This window comes from Dyadobacter sp. CY356, from assembly GCF_021440195.1.
Classification (GTDB): Bacteria; Bacteroidota; Bacteroidia; order Cytophagales; family Spirosomataceae; genus Dyadobacter.
Genome location: NZ_JAJTSZ010000004.1, coordinates 299,006 through 316,791 on the forward strand (window position 1 = coordinate 299,006; position 17,786 = coordinate 316,791).

14 protein-coding genes and 1 other RNA gene are annotated in these 17,786 nt (G+C 40.8%); 7 read left to right on the top strand and 8 right to left on the bottom strand.

Translation table 11 applies throughout. The annotated features are described in order from the left end of the window. Positions 1-172: 172 nt before the first annotated feature. Positions 173-545: a transfer-messenger RNA gene (gene ssrA, locus LXL81_RS15550) on the bottom strand. A 375-nt stretch (positions 546-920) separates the two neighbouring features. On the opposite strand from ssrA, the gene LXL81_RS15555 reads away from it, so the two are divergent. The 3 genes from LXL81_RS15555 to LXL81_RS15565 all read left to right on the top strand — a co-directional run bounded on the left by LXL81_RS15555 (position 921) and on the right by LXL81_RS15565 (position 3,638). Then, on the top strand, positions 921-2,078 hold the full coding sequence (locus LXL81_RS15555) for a C40 family peptidase (protein ID WP_234647720.1): 1,158 nt from the start codon (positions 921-923) through the stop codon (positions 2,076-2,078). 104 nt (positions 2,079-2,182) lie between these two features. Next, entirely contained in the window at positions 2,183-3,100 is a 918-nt protein-coding gene (gene hemF / locus LXL81_RS15560) for an oxygen-dependent coproporphyrinogen oxidase (protein ID WP_234647721.1), read from the top strand. 67 nt (positions 3,101-3,167) lie between these two features. Then, positions 3,168-3,638, top strand: coding sequence for a hypothetical protein (locus tag LXL81_RS15565; RefSeq protein WP_234647722.1), 471 nt, complete (start codon positions 3,168-3,170; stop codon positions 3,636-3,638). A gap of 12 nt (positions 3,639-3,650) precedes the next feature. Here LXL81_RS15565 and LXL81_RS15570 read toward each other — a convergent pair whose 3' ends face one another. Next, positions 3,651-4,748, bottom strand: coding sequence for an o-succinylbenzoate synthase (locus LXL81_RS15570; protein WP_234647723.1), 1,098 nt, complete (start codon positions 4,746-4,748; stop codon positions 3,651-3,653). A gap of 67 nt (positions 4,749-4,815) precedes the next feature. On the opposite strand from LXL81_RS15570, the gene lpxK reads away from it, so the two are divergent. The 3 genes from lpxK to LXL81_RS15585 all read left to right on the top strand — a co-directional run bounded on the left by lpxK (position 4,816) and on the right by LXL81_RS15585 (position 10,937). Continuing rightward, positions 4,816-5,847, top strand: a complete 1,032-nt coding sequence (lpxK, locus tag LXL81_RS15575; protein ID WP_234647724.1) for a tetraacyldisaccharide 4'-kinase — start codon at positions 4,816-4,818, stop codon at positions 5,845-5,847. Between the two features lie 37 nt (positions 5,848-5,884). After that, complete coding sequence (locus LXL81_RS15580; protein WP_234647725.1) at positions 5,885-7,846, top strand: putative porin; 1,962 nt, start codon at positions 5,885-5,887, stop codon at positions 7,844-7,846. Between the two features lie 172 nt (positions 7,847-8,018). After that, positions 8,019-10,937 (top strand): PD-(D/E)XK nuclease family protein, encoded by a 2,919-nt coding sequence (locus tag LXL81_RS15585; protein ID WP_234647726.1) that lies wholly within the window; start codon positions 8,019-8,021, stop codon positions 10,935-10,937. Between the two features lie 6 nt (positions 10,938-10,943). Here the strand turns inward: LXL81_RS15585 and LXL81_RS15590 are convergent, their stop codons facing one another. The 4 genes from LXL81_RS15590 to LXL81_RS15605 all read right to left on the bottom strand — a co-directional run bounded on the left by LXL81_RS15590 (position 10,944) and on the right by LXL81_RS15605 (position 13,309). Beyond that, positions 10,944-11,144, bottom strand: coding sequence for a hypothetical protein (locus LXL81_RS15590; protein WP_234647727.1), 201 nt, complete (start codon positions 11,142-11,144; stop codon positions 10,944-10,946). A 107-nt stretch (positions 11,145-11,251) separates the two neighbouring features. Continuing rightward, entirely contained in the window at positions 11,252-11,575 is a 324-nt protein-coding gene (locus LXL81_RS15595; protein WP_234647728.1) for a DUF4174 domain-containing protein, read from the bottom strand. A gap of 173 nt (positions 11,576-11,748) precedes the next feature. Then, the gene (locus LXL81_RS15600) at positions 11,749-12,225 is read right to left on the bottom strand and encodes a hypothetical protein (protein ID WP_234647729.1); all 477 of its coding nucleotides are present in this window, start codon (positions 12,223-12,225) and stop codon (positions 11,749-11,751) included. Positions 12,226-12,355: 130 nt separating this feature from the next. Then, positions 12,356-13,309, bottom strand: a complete 954-nt coding sequence (locus LXL81_RS15605) for a threonine/serine dehydratase (protein WP_234647730.1) — start codon at positions 13,307-13,309, stop codon at positions 12,356-12,358. Positions 13,310-13,456: 147 nt separating this feature from the next. On the opposite strand from LXL81_RS15605, the gene LXL81_RS15610 reads away from it, so the two are divergent. Further along, entirely contained in the window at positions 13,457-15,124 is a 1,668-nt protein-coding gene (locus tag LXL81_RS15610) for a long-chain fatty acid--CoA ligase (RefSeq protein ID WP_234647731.1), read from the top strand. Between the two features lie 188 nt (positions 15,125-15,312). Here LXL81_RS15610 and LXL81_RS15615 read toward each other — a convergent pair whose 3' ends face one another. After that, entirely contained in the window at positions 15,313-16,599 is a 1,287-nt protein-coding gene (locus LXL81_RS15615) for a serine hydrolase (RefSeq protein ID WP_234647732.1), read from the bottom strand. A 118-nt stretch (positions 16,600-16,717) separates the two neighbouring features. After that, positions 16,718-17,605, bottom strand: a complete 888-nt coding sequence (locus tag LXL81_RS15620) for an OmpA family protein (protein ID WP_234647733.1) — start codon at positions 17,603-17,605, stop codon at positions 16,718-16,720. Between the last annotated feature and the right edge of the window lie 181 nt (positions 17,606-17,786).

Here is a 17,786-nt window from a genome sequence, read left to right on the forward strand (position 1 = left end):
GATTTTCAAAACTTTAAAGCAAATTCGGATACCTCAATTTGGTGTTATCTCCAGGTATCCGAATTTCCCCCATAGGGATTGATAAAAATTGAATATTTTGGCGGTTGGGAAGAAAAGAAAAAGCCCGTAAATTGTTGATTTACGGGCTTTTAAGTAATTTTGATCTTTCAATCAGTGGAGACGGAGGGATTCGAACCCTCGTCCAGAACAGGGAAACCCTGCGCCTTCTACATGCTTATCCGCGATTGAATTTTCGAGCCAGACAAGGTTCACGGCGGACCCGCGTCTTGGCCTTAGGTCCTTGGGTCTCGTTGGCTTTCCGTACCACTATGCCAACCAGCACTGATTTGCGACACCCCGGAGCCCAACCATCAGTGCGTAGGTTGGAGGGATGATGGCATTTGCTAAATCCTCCGGATTAGGCAGCCATGGCGTAAGTATTTTCGCCAGTTTTTGTTTGAAAGGTATTATTTACGGGAGGTACCCCCAGCTCCCGACATGCTTACACACAGAATCCCGACCCGCTGTCAATTCCAGTCGCCCCCAAAAAGCGGCGCAGAAATATCCGGTGATTAATCACACGGTTGGCTGCTGGTATTAGACAAAAATCCATTACCAATGGTTCCGGATCATTTACAGAAAATCGTATCAAATATTAATTTCAACATACATTTTAACATAAAACCCTTGATATCAACATACTTAATCGTTTAAATTATTTCTCCTTTTTCATGAAATTTTAAAAGCCAATATAAATTCAAAAACTACTTCCAACATTTTATCAGCCGGAATTTTTGATACTTGTATTATTTTCTGGTATATATTAGCTTACTGATTAATTCCAACTTATGAGCTCCTATAAATCCTTTCTTTTCTTCTTATTTCTTTGTCCTTTTACTTCAAAAGGCCAAAATCAAAAAATGTCATCCGATTCTGTTGAGGTCAGGAAAATATTCGGCATAGCAGAAGCCGTTAGAAAAGAATATGCGCCTGATAAAAGGACTGCAATTTTTACGATCATGGCGGATAGTGTCGGTGACAATTATATTGAAACCACAGAGCTCAAAGCAGCGCAAAAGTTTTCTGACTCACTTGTAAAGGCGGGAGTCAAAATTAACATTCCTGTTCATACACTCCCCGCCAAAAAATTGGGCGAAAAAATTTATGCGCTTGTAAATCTTTCTGTTGTCAACATCAGGTCAAATCCAAAAAATGCGGCTGAACTTGCTACCCAATCTTTACTTGGAACGCCTCTTGATATTTTGAAAAAGGATGGATATTACTATCTCGTCCGCACACCGGATCGTTACATTTCCTGGCTGGATGCAGGAGCCATTTCATTAAAAACATCGGCTGAAATGGACAGCTGGAAGCAAAAGGACAAACTCGTTTTTGTTGATGATTATGGTCACGCATTTGTTAATCCGGACCGGAAATCCCAGAGAGTTTCTGACCTTGTGATGGGTGATATTTTGGTCAATGAAGGCAGGCAGAAAGGATTCTACAAAGTTGTTTATCCCGATGGCAGAACCGGCTTCATCCCCCAGGAACAAATGACTGACTACAAAAAATGGATCAAAAAGCCTTCACCAAATCCTGAACAGATTATTGATATTGCCAAAACGATGATCGGTGTTCCTTATTTATGGGGCGGCACTTCTGTGAAGGGTGTGGATTGCAGCGGATTCACAAAAACTGCGTTTTTCATGAACGGAATTATTATTCCGCGTGACGCTTCTCAGCAAGTGATGGCTGGTGAGCAGGTTTCTGTATTAAAAAGTGACAAATTTAATCTTGACGAAGCGCTGAAAAACCTGAAATCCGGTGATCTGATATTTTTTGCAAGTGGGAAAAATAAATTGCCCGACGCGCGTGTCACACATGTCGCCCTGTATCTTGGAAATGGTGAATTTATTCATGCATCCGGGAATGTCAGGATTAGCAGTATGAAACCGGATGCTCCGAATTATGATGATTTTGAAACCCGCACTGTGGTTGTCGCCCGGCGGTATCTTGGGAATGTTGGAACTTCAGGAATTCAATCTGTTGCCCAACACGAGGCCTATATTAAAAAATGATCGCCTGTTACAATTTTATCATGATCCGCACTGCCAATTTGAAAAACCGATAACCCCGCTTTCAAATTTATTGTAATTTCGCCACGCACAATTTCAGATTTACAATGACAGTTGAAGATATAGAAGGCTTTTTCAAACAATTACAGGATAACATTTGCGCGGCCGTAGAAAATGAAGACGGCGCGGGTAAATTTAAAGAAGATCTTTGGGAGCATCATTCCGGTGGTGGCGGACGTACGAGATTGATCCAGCATGGAAATGTTATTGAAAAAGGCGGCGTGAATTTTTCCAGCGTAAAAGGTGAAGTGCACCCGCGTCTGCGTCATCAAATGCAGCTAAATGATACCGATGATTTTCACTTTACTGCCACCGGCGTATCCATTGTCATGCACCCAAAAAATCCGCATGTGCCTATTATTCACATGAACGTACGGTATTTTGAACTTAGTAACGGGACTTGCTGGTTTGGTGGCGGCATCGATCTCACGCCGCATTATGTTGTAGAAGAAGATGCAAAAAGTTTTCATAATCATTTAAAAACTGCCTGCGACAAACATCATCCCGACTTTTATCCAAAATTTAAAACCTGGGCGGATGATTATTTTTTTATTCAGCACAGAAACGAAACGCGTGGAATCGGTGGTGTCTTTTTTGATTATCTCAAACCGGATGAAGCGGGTTACGGGAGCAATTTGTCAAAAGAAGAGCTGTTTGCTTTTGTAAAAGAGATCGGAGAAAGTTTTGCGCCTGTTTATACTTCCTTCATGAAAAAACATCGGGATGAACAGTTTACGGAACAGCAAAAACAATGGCAATACCTACGTCGCGGTCGTTATGTTGAGTTTAATCTGGTATGGGATCGCGGGACAAAATTCGGATTGGAAACAAACGGACGGACAGAATCTATTTTGATGAGTTTGCCGCCACAGGCAAATTGGGAATATAATTTTATCCCGGAAGCAGGTTCGAAAGAAGATGTTACTTTGAAATGGCTGAGAAAAGGTGTTGACTGGATAAATTAATATTTCATTCATTTACAACCTTTTGTCATTAAAAATGGTCCTAAAAGGTAATTCCCAAAAGTTGGCCATGAAAAAACGATCGTTGTATCTCATCACATTTGTTGTAGCAGCTTTATTTTCATCGTGTGGCAGGAATTGCGGCTGCGGCCCTATTCCACAGTCCGTTTATGGAGATCTCCCTGGAAGGTGGGAATGGATCAAAACTACGACACCAAGTAAAACAATTTGGGCAAAAGATGCCGGTTACAGCAGAAGAATGGATTTTGTAAATGACAAGATCATTCACGCAAACAAAATTAGCTTTTACAAAAATGACTCGCTCGAAAGAGACTTTCTGATCAGTAAAGTGTTAGAAGAAAACTGGGAGGAAAAAAGTATTTTACTTAAATATAACAGCGATGCGCAATTGAAAATCTTCAGACATAATGAGCTGATAAATGAACATTACGACATCGAAATGAGCGAGATAATGCCTGAATATTCCATTGAAGCGGATACCGTCAGACATTTTTATCATTTTGTCCGATATCTGGATTAAACAGAAAACACATTAACACCAGGCACTTTCATCCAGATTAATCTCCCACGATTTCGATTTATCATAATACAAATATCCATTATCGGTTTTAAGCGGAGAATCAATATTGTTATGATAAAGCTGGCCGGTTCCAAGTCCTTGTGGAAGCTGATTATCGAAGGAAGCGGTGAATTGAGCAATGGCGTTTAAGCCAATGTTTGATTCAAGTGCCGAAGTCATCCACCAGCCGATTGAAAGCCTGTTAGCAATTTCTATCCAGTCTTTACAATGTTGAAAACCGCCTAAAAGTGTAGGTTTTAAGATGATATATGGCGGTTGCGTTTGTTTTAAAAGCGCAAACTTCTTTCGGTAATCAAATATTCCGATCAGTTCTTCATCCAAAGCAACCGGAATCGGAGAATTGGCGCATACTTCGGTTAACAAATCAATTTGCCCGGCTTTGATCGGCTGCTCAATAGAATGCAGATTATATTCCGAAAGTCGCTGCAATTTTGCATAAACGTCTTCCGGTTTGAAAGCACCGTTCGCATCAACCCGCAGTGTGATCTGATCCGCCGAAAACCGTGAACGGACAGATTCAAGCACACGACATTCCTGTTCAAAATCAATGGCGCCCACTTTCATTTTCAGCGTGGTATAACCAAGCGTGAGTTTTTCTTCAATCTGTTCTGCCATGTGATCATACGATCCCATCCAGATCAGCCCGTTCATCGGAATTCCTTTTTCACCTTTGGAAAAAGCATTTTTATATTGAATCCGCTGTCCCCCATTCATAAAATCCAGCAACGCCATTTCTATCCCGCATCTTATAGACGGCAAATGGTCAGGAATAACTTGTTGCAGAATGATGGAAAGATTGAAGGGAAATACTTCCAGATCAAGCTGATTGAAGAGTTCACAAACATCTGTCAACTGCTCTTTGTAATCCGGAATATCGTCAAAACTCAATCCTGGAAGCGGGCCGCATTCGCCATAGCCCTCTATACCAGGCTGTTCTATGTCTGTCACTTTCAATAGCCAGGAAGTTTTTTGTTTCAGCACCCCACGCGACGTACCTGCCTCCATTCGAAAATGAAGTGTATAGGGTTGAAACACAATTCTTAAAGGCATATTTTATGGTGTCAGTTTTTTTTCGGGGAACAATATTAACCAAAAAATATGTAATTATGCAGATAAGATGGCAGAACATAATTGGATAAAAATAATATTAACACCTTTTTCATGGGTATATGGTTTGATAACCATACTACGGAATTTCCTTTACGATACCAATATTTTCTCATCCCAACAAGCTTCACAATTTACAATTTCAGTTGGCAACATTACCGTAGGAGGCACAGGTAAAACGCCTATGGTTGAATATCTTACAAATTTTCTTGACAAAAAATTTAAGATTGCCATTTTGAGCAGAGGATATGGGAGAAATACCAAAGGATTGTTGTTTGCAGATGAAAATTCCTCGGCGCAGGATCTGGGAGATGAACCATTACAATATTTTTCAAAATTTGAAAAAAACATTGTGGTTGCCGTTTGTGAAAGTCGGGTAAACGGAGCCTTTGCCATACATGACAAGTTTCCTGAACGTGATCTGCTCCTGCTTGACGACGCCTTTCAGCACCGGGCCATTCAGCGAAATATCAATATTTTATTAAGCGATTTCAACCGTCCGTTTTATAAAGATTTACCCTTCCCGGCTGGCAGATTGCGCGAAACAAGAAGCGGCGCAAGAAGAGCCGATCTGATCGTTGTCACGAAAAGCCCTGTGGATATACTGGAAAATCAGAAAGAGGAAATCAGACAATCCGTTCAAAAATATAGTCGCCCGGGAGTGCCGGTATTTTTTGCATCAATCCGTTATTCAGAGCCGGTTTCATATAATCAGCAACCTGTTTTGTTAAATAATGTTATAATCGCGGCCGGTATTGCCAATCCGCTGCCCTTTACTATATATCTTCGGAGCAAGTATAACGTTGTAGAGGAAATTATTTTTCCTGATCATCACAATTACACGCCAACCGACCTGGAACATCTTATTAAGTACATAAAAAACGATACTTTTGTAGTAACAACTGAAAAGGATATGGTGAAGCTTAAACCGCTTGCCGCCGGATCAGGCGTTTTGGATCGTTTTGCTTATTTGCCAATGGAGATAAATTTCGGAGCCGATACCGAACCATTTGAACGCTGGATTACGAATCATACTTTGTAACCCTATCCTTAAAATCGGTGGAATTATAGAATCGTTTATGAGAATTTTATTATCTGTTGTCTTTCTTGTTTTATCCGGCTTTTTGCTATTTCCAAACGCAGCAACCGCGCAGGTCAAACTCCCCGGTGGCATCAATATGCCAAGTGGCGGGGGTGGCGGGGGCGCAAAGGGAGGAAAAGGCGGAGTACTTCTGGATGACAGTACCAAAACAATTTACGGCCCAAAAACCACACTGCACTTTTTCGAAAATGATATCATAAACAACCGTGATTCGGTTCGTTACCGGGTTGATACGCTGTTGCCTGACTTTAACCGCTGGACGCCCGTTGATCGTTCTTATGGACAACTGGTGGATTTGGGAAATACCGGAACTGCTACAAGAAATTTGTTTTTTCAGCCCCGTCAGGATATTGGTGCCCAGCTTGGTATGCGCGCCTACGATCCCTATGCAATACAGGAGGATGAAATTCAATACATTGATACGCACTCACAATATACGGATCTGACCTACCGGTCTGGTGGACGGAAAACGACGCTTGGTAAATTTGGTTACTCCCAGAATGTTAATCCGCGCTTTAATTTTGGTATGCAGGGACAGCGTCTTACCTCAAATAAACAATACGGAATTTATGGCGTCAATTCTGCGGCTTTGCTTGGGCAAAACTGGACGTTTTTATTACAGGGACATTATTTTTCCAAAGATAAAAAGTATCTGATCCTTGCCCATTACAGTCATTTGAACCAGAAAGTACGGGAACAAGGTGGTGTTATCCCTGACAATTCGGCAACCGGAGACGGACTTTATACCTATGACGGACTGGCCAGAATAAGTGATGATGCCAATTCATGGGAAAGGCGTCATGTTTTTCATATCTATCAGCAATATAAACTAGCCAACGGGTTTCAGGTTTTTACGCAAACAGATTATAAAAGTACGATCAACCGCTATACCGATAAAGCAGCCCAACGCGGCGTTACCTATGGTGTTTATCCGGCTTCCCGATATGATTCAGTTAACATTCGCCAGGATATTTTCTACAAATTATTCGATAACAAAATTGGTATCAAAGGTACTTTTTCAGGTTTTAATTACCGGGCTTACGTCAGGCAGCGTTTGTATGGAATGAACGTCACCGGACAGAATCCAAATACCGAAGGGAATTTGACCATTGCCTATCGGACCGGATTAAAATTTGATAACATCGTTGGTCTTTGGCTGAGTTATTATTTGAAAGATTCAACCCAACATGTGACTGCCGAGGCGGAACATTTAATTGGAAGAGATTTTAAACTGAAAGGTGAACTGGATACCAAATGGATCAAAGCAGGCTATCAGAGCATTTTCACCTCTCCCGATCTGATCGCTCAAAACTATATCAGCAACAATTTTGACTGGCAGAATAACTTTAAGCTGACGGGGACAAATACAATTTACGGATCCATTCCGCTTAAAACCAAAAATATTCAACTGACTCCTGAAGTACTATATAATCTGATCAATAATTATGTTTATTATGATACGGCATCCATTCCGCGTCAGTTGGGCAGTGCATTTAGTTTGCTTAAAATAGGCACAACGACAAACATTCATATGAACCGCTGGAATCTTTCCGGTATGGCATATTATACAATTAATTCGAACGAGGATATCATCCGGATACCAAAATATTTCGCAAGCGGTCAGCTGACTTTTGACTTCACCTATGCTAAAGTGTTATTTATACAATTGGGGCTATCGGCCATGTACCGGTCATCTTATTTTGCCGATGCCTATATGCCAATCACCCAGCAGTTTCATTTGCAGGATTCTTTTGAAGTCCGCCAGTATGTAGTAGCTGATTTATTTGCAAACATCCGGATAAAGCGAATCCGTCTGTCCTTTAAAATGGCACATGTGAATCAGGGAATCGGCGGACCAAAAGGATATTACCAGACACCCGGATATCTGGGAATGCGCAGGGCATTCTCTTTCGGGATAAACTGGCCGTTGTTTGATTAAAAAGCTGTCGGCTTTCGGCAATCGGCTTTCACACTGCGAATTTCTTTAACATTTAAACAGGATATATTTTTTCTGTTATGACTGAACGCTTACCTGATTATAAGTCGTTATTAAAAAATCAACTCAAAATTTTCTGTATCCAAGCCGACTGCTGAAAGCCGACCGCAAAACTATGCCTTCATTTCTTAACAAAGTTGCCAGCCATATTTTAGAAGAAAACGGTACTTTACTGGACCGGATCATCATTGTTGTCCCAACCAGACGTGCCGCTTTTTTTGTTATGCAGGAGCTGGCAAATGAGACAACGAAGGCGGTGATGAGTCCGAAAGTTGAGGCTGTTGACGACTTTGTTGAAAGCATATGCACACTGGAAATTGAGGATCCTGTTCACCTTTTTTTCGAATTATACGAAACTTTTAAAGCCATTGATCCCGATGTCCAGTTTGACCGGTTTATGGGTTGGGCATCCGTCCTGCTGAGTGATCTTGATAAAATTGACCAATATCTGGTCAATACGAATTATCTGTTTGACTACTTATCGGAGGCCAAAGCGCTTACCCGCTGGCAGGAAAATTTGCCTGAGGGAAAGACTTTAAAAAACAGCAACGGAAGCAAACAGTATTTTTCTCTTTTTGAAAATATAAAAACGGTATACAGCACTTTCCGGACGCGACTTTTGAAAAACAGCAAAGCTTATCGTGGCATGGCATACCGGCAGCTGGCCGAGGATGTGGACAATCTTTTGCTACAACGTACGGATTATGACAAGATTTATTTTGCCGGATTTAACGCCTTTACCGAATCGGAGAAAACCGTTGTAAAAGCGCTTGTGAAAGTGGGCAGAGCAGAAGTTTTATGGGACACGGACGAATACTACATGTCGGAAAATACAGGCGTGGAGGCAGGAAAAAGTCTGCGTGAATACCAGAAACAGAAAATTTTCGGAGCCTGGAACTGGACGGAAAATAATTTGATGTCATCCAAAAAAGACATTACCGTTTATGGTGTTCCCAATGCGACACTTCAGACAAAAGTAGCCGGTCAGCTTTATGCGGCTATGAAAAAAGGTGACAATCCGTCCGAGCCGGTGTCTACCGCTATTGTGCTGGCTGACGAAAACCTTTTGCTTCCCATGTTATATTCCCTGGATGAAGGCGTTACGGATCTCAATATCACCATGGGTTTGTCGCTGCGAAATTCCATGCTTTACACGCTGATCGACAGCGTTTTTGAATTACAGCAAAACGTGGTGGAATTCAGGAATAAAAGTGGGCGAAATATTCGTATACCTAAATTCAACCATAAATCTATCAATAAAGTACTTAATCATCCCTTTATCCGGCATTACGAACATGCGGTTTTACGGCCCTTGCTGACGGATAAAACAAATACGATCATTCAGGAAACGCTCTGGCAGATTACCGACGGAAACAGGGTTTACCTGAGTTCGGATGAATTGATGGAATTGGGACAGGGAAACGCTTTGTTCAAAATACTATTTACACACTGGCCAAAAAACAATTCAAAGTTAGTGATCCAGACTTTTTATGGTCTGATTGATATTTTGCGCGAAGTTTATAAGGAATACAAAAACGCACTGGAAACAGAATATTTGTATCTTTTTTATACCTTATTAAAACAATTTGAACAAACCCTGGAAGACCGGCCGGAGGTGATTACACTGAAAACGCTTCGTTCTTTTATGTTTGAACTGATCCGGCAGACACGAATTCCGTTTAGCGGTGAGCCGATCAGCTCACTGCAAATTCTGGGGATGCTGGAAACCCGGGCTCTGGATTTTGAGAGGATTATTATCCTTTCGGTCAACGAAGGGATACTACCGCAAGCCAAACGCCAGAATTCGCTTATTCCGTTTGACGCTGCCCACGCCGTTGGTTTACCCACACACCAGCATCAGGAAGCTGTGATGTCTTATCATTTTTACAGATTATTACAGCGCGCTTCGGAAATTCACATGCTTTATACAAGCACCAACGATGCGCCGGGTGGTGGAGAAAAAAGTCGTTTTATTCAGCAGGTAGAATTTGAATTGGCTCAGTATAATCCTGATATCAGAATTGAAAACAAGACGGTATCGTTTCAAACCGTTGCCAGTGAAAACCTTAATGAAGATGTTCCCAAAGATGCAGCAATGTTACAGGCCATACGGAATTATCTTTCCGGCAAAGGCCTCTATCCTACGCATTTAAATGAACTGGTTCGCTGTTCCATGCAGTTTTATCTCAAACACATAGTTGGCGTTCAGGAGGCTGATGATGTGGAAGAAGAATTGGGTATGGACAAAATCGGAACTTGGCTGCATGCCAGTCTGGAAAATCTGGATCAGGCGTTTTTCCTGCAAGGTAAAGACCCGTCAAATGATCAGATAAAATCAGTGTTGAGAGAAGAATTTGACAGGTTGTTCAAGGGTTATATCACAGATCTTGGATTGAACAAAATTTACTACGAAGTGGGTGAACAGCAGATTCTTACTTTTCTTAATCATCAGATAAAACAAACGCCAAGAAAGAAAATACTGGCAGCGGAACAGCCCTTGCGCACAGAACTTCACCTTGTTTTACAAAATGAAAATACACTGGTTCGTATCGGCGGAAAAATTGACAGGATTGAACTGGATGAAACTGAGCGCACGCTTTATGTAATGGATTACAAAACCGGCAGTGTCGAACTTACCGGAAAACAAAAAGTAGCCGACCCGTCGCGAAAAGAAGAAATAATTCTCACTGATCCTGATCGGAAAGCCGGTTATGTCCGCCAGCTTTGGATGTATGAGTACCTGATGTATCGCAAAATGCAGGATGAAAATGGACTTAATATTGGTGGAAAAACCTATGAATTTGGTCAATACCTAATTAAATCCGGGTTCTATTCATTTCGTGATCCGACAAACCTGATCGCTAATCCGCTGGAATTAACAGAAGGTTTGGATGCTGCACATTTTATTCAGAAATCAGAAAGAATATTAACTGAAATCCTGAATAATCTGCTTGATCCGGCGATTCCTTTCCGGAAAACGGAGGATTTGAATGTTTGTACTTATTGTGATTTTGTTGGAATCTGCGGGAGGTAGAAAACCTCAGGATTTTGACTGTTCGGGCTCGTTCACAAGAAGATAACGCCGGCGAATATCGTTGATAAGAAATTTTTTCTGCGCGGTAAAACTATCAGGATGCATAGTCAGGAAAATGCTTTCCCATTCCATAAACCTTGACTGATCCGCTTTTTTAAACGCAGCACTATCAATTTTTTTCACTTTCAGATATTCTTCAAAATCCATTTTCTATTTTCTCAATAATCAGTTGACTCGTAATTTCCGGCATTTAAAGGTACAGCAAATTGATCCAAACCGGTCGTGGTTTTTTAATTTTATTCAACTGATTTATGTCAATTTTTACCAACTTCGCTTCTTCTCATCGGCATCGCGTCAATTTTTCCAAACAGATCCTGATGCGGAACAAAACTTTGCGTGCGGTATTTCTCACCCCCATCCCGTCCTATCAATATAAAAGTAAAGGAATCTACTTCCTTGATTTTCCACTTTTTAAACTGATCTGCATTTTCGGATGACTGCCTAAAAGACATAACCTTAATATCACGCTCCTTCATACCATCCTCATTTTTCTCAAATTCCATTAACTGTTTTTTAAGAAGTACTTCGCCATCATTTTTATAGAAAAGCAATACTTGTCTCTGCTGATCAGCGGTCATGAACAGGAATATTAGTTGGAAAAGAAATAGCATGATTTGGATTGGTTTCTGTATAAAAAATTTGGAAAAGAATCATTCCTGAATTTTCCATTTACAAGCGTTTCCCTGAAATCAATCACAAAAAAGCCCGGCAGTAAATATGCCAGGCTCCAAAATTATATTTTAACCTATTACTATTTCTTCTTAAACTCTAAATAAGCTTCCGATTTTTCACCGTTCGAAGCTGTCGTATAATCAATTGTAATATTGAGCTGAGCGTTTCCAGCTGCATTTGTTACTTTCGTGGCAACTCCCTGAAGACGTTGTCTCAAAGTAGTTGAAGTTGTTTGCTGCACATCAACTACCTCATCAATGGTAAAGCTGTCCGCGGCGGTCGCTTTTACATCAACCAAAGGGAAAATCTGAACGAACGTAACGCTGGTTCCCGACGCAGTAACTTTTACGTTTTTTGTATAATTAATTGCCAGAACATTCTTCTCGGTTGACGTAATATCCCAATCCTGAACTGTTGTTACGTTGCCATCAATTGTTGTCGTGGTGTAACTTCCGACAAATCCCTGTGCAAAATCCGGGTCAACAGTAGCGTCCTTGTCTTTATCCTTACAGGAAACCAGAAATACGACCAGACATAAAACAAGTAATTTTCTCATGCTCAATTTTAAAGTATAGTTTATGATGCAAATGTAGATATGCTGTTATACATTCAACATATAACGGTAATATTAACAAATATGCATAATCCTGAAAACAATTTTGTTATTCCGGATTTAAAAAATATAATTAAAACGGCAGCTTCGCTAAATCCACATTTCCTCCTGAAATGATGATTCCCACCTTTTTACCTTTAAAAACCGCTCCATTTTTCAGTACCGCCGCCAACACAACCGCTCCCGAAGGTTCCACAACAATCTTCATGCGCTCCCACATTAATTGCATGGCTGCAACAATTTCCTCATCCGAAACTGTAAAAATGTCTTTTACATATTTACGGATAATTTCCAGCGTTTTATCACCCAAAGGAGTCATCAAACCGTCGGCGATCGTTTTTACAAAGGGCGCTTTTTCAATTTTCCCGCTTTTGAAAGAGAGAATAGCATCGGCTGCTCCTTCGGGTTCTCCCGCAAAAACCTCGGTTTCAGGAGAAAAGTATTGAGCTGACAATGAGGTTCCGCTTAACAAGCCACCACCGCCAACAGGAGCGATAATGGCATCCAGTTTAAAATCCAGATCCTCAATCAGCTCTTTGGCAGAAGTTGCCTGTCCGGCTATCACTTCATAATTGTTGAATGGATGAATGAAAGTTGCGCCTGTCTTTTCAACAATCTGATCCACAGCTGCCTGACGTTCTTCTGGTGTATTTTTACAAAAAGTCACTTCGGCCCCATAACCTTTCACCGCATTTATTTTGACCGAAGGCGAGTTTTCAGGCATCACGATATAGGCCTTCGCTCCTACTTTCGCCGCTGCAAAAGCGATCGACTGCGCATGATTTCCTGATGAGTGCGTAGTAACGCCATTTTTTAAATGCTCCTCAGAAAGTGACAAAATAGCATTAAGTCCACCCCGCGCCTTGAAAGCTCCGATCTTCTGAAAGTTCTCACATTTAAAATAGAGTTCAGCTCCTGACAGATCATTCAAAAACTGTGACGTCAAAACAGGCGTTCTATGTATATATGGCGTAATCAGTGCGTGGGCCTTTTCAATTACTTCTTTTCTAGGAATACTTTCACTCATGATGTGGATTTTGTTACGTTTTTTCTTTTATTTTTACAATTAGCAATATTACGCAAAGCAGGATTTGTACTATATCAATTCTGCTTTGTATCTGATAATAATGCCTGATCAACATTTACATACACAGACCTTAAAAGTACCAAAATTATGATTGAAACCCGATTAATACCGCGTACTTCCTCTGCATACGATTCGCCTTTGCTGATAAAAACATTACTTGAACAGACCTTAAAATATAATCCGCAGAGGGAAATCATATACCGGAACATTTTCCGGATGGATTATTTTGAATTTAACCGAAGGGTCAGGCGGCTTGCGGGTTTACTTTCCGGCTTGGGTATTAAGCCTGGTGATATGGTTGGTGTGATGGACTGGGATTCTCACCGGTATCTTGAATGTTTTTTTGGAATTCCGGCCTACGGCGCAATTCTTCATACGATCAATGTAAGACTTTCCCCTGCCCAGATTTTATACACGATCAATCATGCCGAAGATAAGCTGATTCTTGTACACGAAGATTTTGTACCGATACTCGAAGCGATCAGAGACAAGATCGTTACCAACACTAAATTTATAATCCTGAGCGACAAAGTTTATCAGGATAAAAATGCTGTGATTACACCAACCGGTTTTCCCAACGAAGGCGAATATGAAAAACTGATTGCCGGTCAGAATGAATTATATAATTTTCCTGATTTTGACGAAAATACATGGGCTACCACATTTTATACCACAGGCACAACAGGTGAACCGAAAGGTGTATACTTTTCACACCGGCAATTGTTCATGCATACCATGGGATTGATATCTTATTTCTGTGGTTACCGGGCACTGCCATTTTCTGATCAGGATGTGTATATGCCGCTAACGCCGCTGTTTCATGTACATGCCTGGGGGTTTCCATTTGTGGCTACAATGCTCAATAATAAACAGGTTTATCCGGGTAAGTATGAACCGGACATGCTGGCAACTTTACTGGCAGAGCATCAGGTAACACTTTCGCATTGCGTGCCTACCATCCTGAATATGGTCATCAACTGTGAAGTTGCCAAGGCGACGGATCTTTCAAAATGGAAGGTTTTAATCGGCGGCTCTGCGCTTACAACTGGTTTGGCAAAAGCGGCGCGAGCAATGGGTATTACGGTTTCTGCCGGATATGGCATGTCTGAAACTGCACCTGTACTTTCTGTGGCGCACCTGAATGACAAGCAGCAAAATCTTTCCGAAGAGGAGGAAATGAGTTATCGGATTAAAGCAGGAAGAATAACGCCATTTGTTGAGTTAAGGATTATGGGTGACGCAGGCAATTTCCTGCCGCATGATGGCAAATCCGTTGGCGAAATTGTTGGCCGTGGCCCCTGGATGACACAAGGATATTTTAAAGATCCTGAAAATTCAGAGAAACTTTGGCGTAACGGTTGGTTACATACGGGAGATGTCGGCTCCATAGATGCTGAATATTATCTGACGATTTCAGACCGGGTGAAAGATGTCATCAAGACAGGCGGCGAGTGGGTTTCTTCACTTGATATTGAAAACCTGTTGTCGCAGATTGAAGGTGTCGGAGAAGTTGCGGTAGTTGGTTTGCCAGATGCCAGATGGGGAGAACGCCCTCATGCACTGATCATTCCCAAAGCAGGTTTTCAAAATATGCTGACGCCTGAAATGATCAAAAATAAAATGCAAAAAGATGTAGAATCCGGAAAGATCAAAAAATGGTACGTCCCCGACCAGATCATTTTTGTTACCGAAATCCCAAAAACCAGTGTCGGTAAAATTGATAAGAAAAAGATCAGAAAGGAATTGACCGAATAAAATAAACCTAAAAGTGATCAGGATTTTGTCAATTATATTTAAGACAAAATCCCGATCAAAATCCTTAAAATAGCGCCAAAAACAATTCTTTGATAACAATTGGCCACACCTGACAATCAATGACAACACCTGACGACAAATGACAATCACTGACAACACTTGACAACATGCCCCCGTCCCGAAATACCCTATTCCACCACCGCCTGATAAACCAACACCTTAAACTTATCCTGCATTTCGCCCCAAACCGTACTTGGATATTTTTGCGTCATGAGTAATGCTACAATTTTATCTTTTGGATCCGCCCAGTAAGTAGTCCCGAAAATGCCACCCCAATCAAAAGTACCTGCTGGAACCGGGATACGGGCAGCCTCCTTTTCAGTTGCAATAGAAAATCCAAGACCGAATTTATTTTTACCAACATTTAAATCACCTATCTGGTTTTGAGTCATTAGATGCACCGTGGCCGGACTTAAAATCCTTTTGCCATTATACTGACCGCCGTTTAAAAAACTTTGCAGAAAAATAGCGTAATCCAGAGCGGTAGAAGTTAAACCTGCTCCGCCTGCATAAAAAGTCCCGTTTTCATTCGGATAATCATTATTGAAACCAGGCCTGTTTTCTGCTTTGATCGTTTTTCCTTCTTTGTCCTGCGTATACAATCTTGCCAAACGGTTTTTCTTATTTTCAGGAATATAAAAATATGTATCTTTCATGCCCAATGGCTCAAAAATCCTTTCTTTAAAAAAGTCATTTAAAGATTTCCCCGACCATATTTCTACCAGATAACCAAGCACATCCGAATTCAGTCCATAGGTCCAGCGCTCGCCTGGTTCATGCACTAGCGGCAACTTTCCAAGTCTTGGAATAACATCGGCAAGCTTATAATTTGGCGTTCCAATGCCGCTTGGAATATTATTTTTGGCATACATTGCAATTGCTTCCTCCGATCCAATGCCTGGATAACTGATTCCTGAGGTATGCGTTAATAACTGGCGCACAGTAATTTCACCTTTTGCCGGTTTGGTGGTATAGGTAGAATCTTTTTCATTGAATTTATCAAGTATCTGAGGATTTTTAAAAGAAGGAATATATTTTGAGATCGGATCGTCCAGCAAAAATTTTCCTTCTTCAAACAAGATCATTGCCGCTGTGCTGGTAATCGCTTTTGTCTGCGAAGCAATACGGAAAATGGCATCCTTTTTTAATGGCGTTTTCGTATCCCAGTCATCTGAACCAAAACCTTTGTAGTAAACAATTTTACCATTCTTAACAATGATTGCAACAGAACCCGCGACCTGTTGTTTATCAACATATTCCTGCAATACTTTATCAATTCTTTTGAGTCGCTCACTACTTATGCCAACACTTTCGGCAGAAGCTTCGACAAGCTGCTGGGCCAATACCAGCCGGGCAGAAATGAGAAGAAGAAAAATTGTAGCTTTCCATTGGGTCAAAGAAAAAATCCGGAACATATGAGTAAGAATCTTTGGTTAAATTGAATAGCAAAATAGCACAAAAAATTCATAGTCAGGACAAAAAAATAAGCCCGTCAAAACTGACGGGCTTAAAGTCTTTCGAAAAAATTTCTTCTTATTTACCCGCGTTTGGCGTATAAAGATTAAAGAATTGATCCAATTTAGGTGTAATGATAATCTCAGTACGTCGGTTCAGACTACGATTAGCAGGTGAATCGTTTGCAACCTTAGGAAGATATTCTCCACGGCCACCAGCGATCAAACGAACCGGCTCAACACCATATTTCTTTTGAAGCGTACGGGCAACAGATGTAGCACGCAAAACACTCAAATCCCAGTTATCAGAGAATTTGTCAGTAGCGATAGGCACATTATCCGTATGACCTTCGATAAGGATTTCAATTTCCTTATAATCATTCAGGATTTTAGCAACTTTGGCAAGGACATTTTCAGCCTGCGCGTTGATTTGAGAGCTTCCTGATTTGAAAAGCATTTTATCAGAAAGTGATACATAAACCACTCCTTTTTTCACTTCGATCTGAACATCTTCATCGCTAACATCCTGTAATGACCGTTTCAGATTCAAAACAAGTGCCATGTTCAGAGAATCTTTACGTTGAATGCTCGAATTCAAATCACGGATCTGACTTCCCTGAACATTCATCATTTCCAAAGATTTTTTGATACTTTCAGAACCTTCTTTGCTGATTACAGAAAGATCAGACATACGGTCAAGGAGACTGTTGTTGTTCTTTTTAAGGAAATCAACCTGATCCTGTAATTCTTTTAATTTACTATTTTTAGCAGTAAGATCGTCGTTTTTCAGTTTCAAATCATTATTCAAACTTGCAGTTCTGCTATCACAATCGTTAAGATCAGCTCTTGCTTTATCTAATTGAATCTGAATTTCGTTTGCCTTGTTTTGAACGGCCATCATTTTTTTCTTACTGGCGCAGGAGCCCAGTACAAACAGCATAGCAACAGCTAAAAGCGTTTTTTTCATAATTATCAAGGGTTACACTAAAATTTAAATTGTTTCAAGTTCAACATAGTTCAAAGAAGCGAGTATAGAAAACCATGCCACGGTCCGTTCGATTCTTTCCGGCACATAGATTACTTAGGATTTCAAAAAAAGGCCATCTGCAACACAAAAAAGCATTATCCCGTTTTTAAGAAGAGATAAT